Raw genomic sequence first — 5,320 nt, 5'->3', positions numbered from 1 at the left:
CAGACCCGGAGTACGGTCCGAAGCCTCCCCGGCCTCCATGCGCCCGAAGAGAACGGTGCCGAAGACAGGGTGGGTCTGGCCGGTCGTCGCAGCAGCCACCCGCGCCCAGGCAAGATGGAAGAACGCCGCCGCGCTCACACCATGCCGACGCGTCTGCGCCCGCAACCGCTCCGCCACCTCCCCATCAAGCTCCAGCATGACCTCGCCAGCTCGGCTGCCATCGCCGTGGGTGTCCATGACGCCATATGGTGCGGTCGGCTCCTCCACCTCACCGAGCACCCGCTCGAAGTAGGCGCGGTGCTGCTCTGCCGAAACAGCCAGGCGTGAGTACGCGACGAAGTCACGGTACGGAGCAGGCTCAGCAAGCCGCCCCTCCTCATGCTCCAGATGCGCACGCACCTCATCGAGCAAGATCTCCAACGCCTGATGATCACGAGTCAGATGATGACTCCGCAACGCCATCAGCCAACGACCCCCACTCACATCGCGAGTGATCGTCACATCAAGCATCGGCGCCAGCCGGATATCCATCGACGCCGGACACGCCTCCAACAGCAGAGCCGTCGCGTCATCACCAGGACTCCGGGTAAGAGCAACCTCCTCAACCCTCAACGGCGCACGCCGCTGAACAACCTGCAAAGGCTGAGGAAGGTTCTCCCACAGCACCGCCGTACGCAGAATGTCATGGCGATCGACGACACGCTGCAACGCAGTAATGAACTCGTCCACGCGCTGCCGGGAATCGAACCCCAGCACCGTCGGCACGATATACACATCGCGGCCCTGCTCCGCATCCAGCAGGTGGTGGAAGAAGATGCCTTCCTGCAGTGGTGCGAGCGGGTAGATGTCGGCGATGTTCGCCGCGCCGCCCGGGATCGCCTCGACGATCCGGTCGAGATCGGCCGCAGTCAGCTCGGCAAGCGTCACCATCTCCGGCGCCAGAACCGTGGCATCACGGGGAATCCGGTTCTCCGGCACCACGAACACCGGACCCGTCGCCCCGCCATCCGCAGCCAGACCAGCAGGCGTCGGCGTCTGGAACAACGCCCGCACCGACACGGACATGCCGCGCGAACGCAGCCGCTCCGTGAGCGTCACCGCCAGCAGCGAATGCCCACCGAGCTCGAAGAAGTTGTCATCGATACCGACCCGCTCAAGGCCCAGAGTGTCGGCGAACGTCTCACACAGGAACTGCTCGTCCGGCGTCCGCGGAGCCCGGTAGGACACCTCCAGAGCGGCGGTGTGATCCGGAGCCGGCAACGCACGCCGGTCCAGCTTGCCGTTCACCGTCAACGGCAACGCATCCAGGACAACGATCGCCGAAGGAACCATGTACTCCGGCAACACCGCCCCCACACCGGCCTTGACCTCCACCGGATCCACCACAACACCAGCACCAGCACCCGGCACGAGATACGCAGTCAGCCGCTTGTCACCGGGAACATCCTCACGAACGACCACCGCCGCCTGCGCCACACCCTCCTCACCCAGCAGCGCCGCCTCGATCTCACCCAGCTCAATACGGAAACCACGAACCTTCACCTGGTCATCCGTACGCCCCAGGTAATCCAGCGTCCCGTCCGCACGCCAACGCGCCAGGTCACCCGTGCGATACATCCGCTCGCCCGGGGTGCCGAACGGGCAGGCCACGAACCGCTCCGCCGTCAGGCCGGGACGGTTGAGATAGCCGCGCGCCAGCTGGACACCGGCAAGGTAGAGCTCACCGGGCACACCGACCGGGGCGGGCTGCAGGTTCGCGTCCAGGACATAGGTGCGGGTGTTGCCGACCGGGCCACCGATCGGCACGGTCTCCGTACCCGGCCGGCACGCCCACGCCGTCACCTCGATCGAAGCCTCGGTCGGACCATACAAATTGTGCAGCGGAACGTTCAGGTCGCGCAGGAACGCATCCCGCAACTCCGGCGACAACGCCTCACCACTGGCGAACACCGCCCGCAACGACACACACATCCGCGCAGCAGGCTCCAAAAGAAATACCTGCATCATCGACGGAATGAAATGCGCGACCGTTACCCGCTCCGCGCGGATGACCTCGGCCAGATATCCCGGATCCCGATGCCCGTCCGGCCGGGCAACCACCAAAGTCGCGCCCGCCGTCAACGACCAGAAGAACTCCCACACCGACACATCGAAACCAACCGGAGTCTTCTGCAACACCCGATCCGACGCACCCAGCCCATAATCCTCCTGCATCCACGCCAGACGATTCACCACACCCTCATGCGCAACCACCACACCCTTCGGACGCCCCGTCGAACCCGACGTATAGATGACGTAGGCAGGATGCTCCGGACGATGACCCACACGCACCGGATCCACCACCGACATCCCCGAAAGAACACCACTCACAGCAGGGTCGTCCAGGACAACCCGCCGCATACCTATACCTGCCCCCAGGCCGGCATCCGTCGTCGTACTGGTCGTGATCAACGCCATCGGACGACCATCAGCCAGCGTCGCTGCCAGGCGCTCGACCGGGTAGTCCGGGTCCAGTGGCAGATACGCGGCCCCCGCCTTCACCACGGCCAGCAGCGACACCACCAGATCCACCGAACGCGGCAAACAGATCGCAACCAAGTCCTCCGGCCCCACCCCCTCAGCCATCAAGAGGTGAGCCAGACGGTTCGCCCGCGCGTTCAACTCCGCATACGACAGAGCCTCCCGTTCCGTGCCACCGCCGAACACCATCGCAGCAGCATCGGGAGTCCGAGCAGCCTGCGCCTCGAACAGATCCGGCAACGTCGTCGCCGGAACCTCACGCGCCGTATCGTTCCACCCCGACAACACCAACTCACGCTGCCGGTCATCCAGAACCGGAACCCGATCCAGCACCACGCCGGACCGCTCCTCAAGCCCCACCACCAAATTCATCACAGCGGTCTCGAACAGGCCACACACCACACCCGAATCCATCGGAGCAACAGCCTGCACCACAAACCGGAACCCGACACCCGTGTCATCAACCGACACCGTCAACGGATAATTCGTACGCTCGGAGGCATAGAGGATCTCGATGCCGACGTTCTCGCTCTCCGGCAGGTCGACCTGCGCGGAAGCAGCCGCCGGGCTGTGGCGGTAGTTGAGCAGTGAGGTGAACAGCGGACTCTGGGCCGGGAGGCTGGTGACCTGCTGCGCCAGGGCCAGCGGCGCATGCTCATGCGCCAACAGCTCGCCCAATTGAGCCTGTACGGTTCCCAGGCCCTGGTCCAGGGTCTGGGTCGCGTCGATCCGGATCGGCAACGTGTTGATGTACAGGCCAGGGGTGCGATGGGCCGTCCCGCCCGCGTCCATGCGGCCCAGGAGGACGGTGCCGAAGACGGGGTGGGTCTGGCCGGTCGTCGCGGCGGCCACCCGTGCCCAGGCGAGATGGAAGAACGCCGCCGCGCTCACGCCATGCCGACGCGTCTGCGCCCGCAACCGCTCAGCCACCTCCGCGGCAAGCTCCACCACAGTCTCACCGGTCTCACTACCGTCACCGTGAGTGTCCAAGACACCGTAAGGGGCGGTCGGCTCTTCTACGTCGCCGAGGACCCGCTCGAAGTAGGTGCGGTGCTGCTCTGCCGAAACAGCCAGGCGTGAGTACGCGACGAAGTCACGGTACGGAGCCGGCTCAGCAAGCCGCCCCTCCTCATGCTCCAGATGCGCACGCACCTCATCGAGCAAGATCTCCAACGCCTGATGATCACGAGTCAGATGATGACTCCGCAACGCCATCAGCCAACGATCCCCGTCGGCGTCGCGAGTGTCCTGGGTGATCGTCACATCAAGCATCGGCGCCTGCCGGATGTCCATCGCCGCCGGACACGCCTCCAGCAGCAGAGCCGTCGCGTCATCACCAGGACTCCGGGTAAGAGCAACCTCCTCAACCCTCAACGGCGCACGCCGCTGAACAACCTGCAAAGGCTGGGAAAGGTTCTCCCACAGCACCGCCGTACGCAGAATGTCATGGCGATCGACGACACGCTGCAACGCAGTAATGAACTCGTCCACGCGCTGCCGGGAATCGAACCCCAGCACCGTCGGCAGAATGTAGACGTCACGACCTTGCTCGGCGTCCAGCAGGTGGTGGAAGAAGATGCCTTCCTGCAACGGTGCGAGCGGGTAGATGTCCGCAATGTTCGCCGTACCACCCGGGATCGCCTCGGTGATCCGGTCGAGATCGGCTGGGGTCAGTTCGGCAAGCGTCACCATCTCCGGCGCCAGAACCGTGGCATCACCCGGAATCCGGTTCTCCGGCACCACGAACACCGGACCCGTCGCCCCGCCATCCGCAGCCAGACCAGCAGGCGTCGGCGTCTGGAACAACGCCCGCACCGACACGGACATGCCGCGCGAACGCAACCGCTCCGTGAGCGTCACCGCGAGAAGGGAGTGCCCGCCGAGCTCGAAGAAGTTGTCATCGATACCCACCCGGTCCAAGCCGAGCACCTCGGCAAACGCCTCGCAGACCAGCTGCTCATCATCGGTCCGCGGGGCCCGGTAGGACACCTCCAGGGCGGTGGTGCGGTCCGGGGCCGGCAGTGCGCGCCGGTCGAGCTTGCCGTTCACCGTCAACGGCAACGCGTCCAACGTGAGGACCGCGGACGGAACCATGTAGTCCGGCAGCACCGATGCGACACCGGCCTTGACCTGCGACAAGTCCACGGCCACACCCTCGGCGGGCACGAGATAGGCGGCGATGCGCCTGTCACCGGGGACGTCCTCGCGGACGACCACCGCCGCCTGCGCCACACCCTCCTCACCCAGCAGCGCCGCCTCGATCTCACCCAGCTCGATCCGGTAGCCACGGACCTTCACCTGGTCATCCGTACGACCCAGGTAATCCAGCGTCCCGTCCGCGCGCCAGCGCGCCAGGTCACCCGTGCGATACATCCGCTCACCCGCCGCACCGAACGGGCAGGCCACGAACCGCTCCGCCGTCAGGCCGGGACGGTTGAGATAGCCGCGCGCCAGCTGGACACCGGCAAGGTAGAGCTCACCGGGCACACCGACCGGGGCGGGCTGCAGGTTCGCGTCCAGGACATAAGTGCGGGTGTTGCCCACCGGGCCACCGATCGGCACGGTCTCCGTACCCGGCCGGCACACCCACGCCGTCACATCGATCGAAGCCTCGGTCGGACCATACAAATTGTGCAGCGGAACATTCAGGTCGCGCAGGAACGCATCCCGCAACTCCGGCGACAACGCCTCACCACTGGCGAACACCGCCCGCAACGACACACACATCCGCGCAGCAGGCTCCAAAAGAAATACCTGCATCATCGACGGAATGAAATGCGCCACTGTTATCCGCTCCGCA

General features: G+C 65.6%; 1 protein-coding gene. It reads right to left on the bottom strand.

All coding sequences use genetic code 11. The features are described from left to right. A partial coding sequence (locus tag GA0115234_RS38530) for a non-ribosomal peptide synthetase (RefSeq protein ID WP_256088921.1) occupies positions 1-5,304 on the bottom strand: 5,304 nt, incomplete at its 3' end. Positions 5,305-5,320 lie beyond the last annotated feature (16 nt).

Source organism: Streptomyces sp. DvalAA-43 (assembly GCF_900091725.1).
Lineage (GTDB): Bacteria > Actinomycetota > Actinomycetes > Streptomycetales > Streptomycetaceae > Streptomyces > Streptomyces pulveraceus.
The sequence above is the reverse complement of the archived record's forward strand: the minus strand, read 5'-3'. Positions and strand labels throughout refer to the sequence as shown.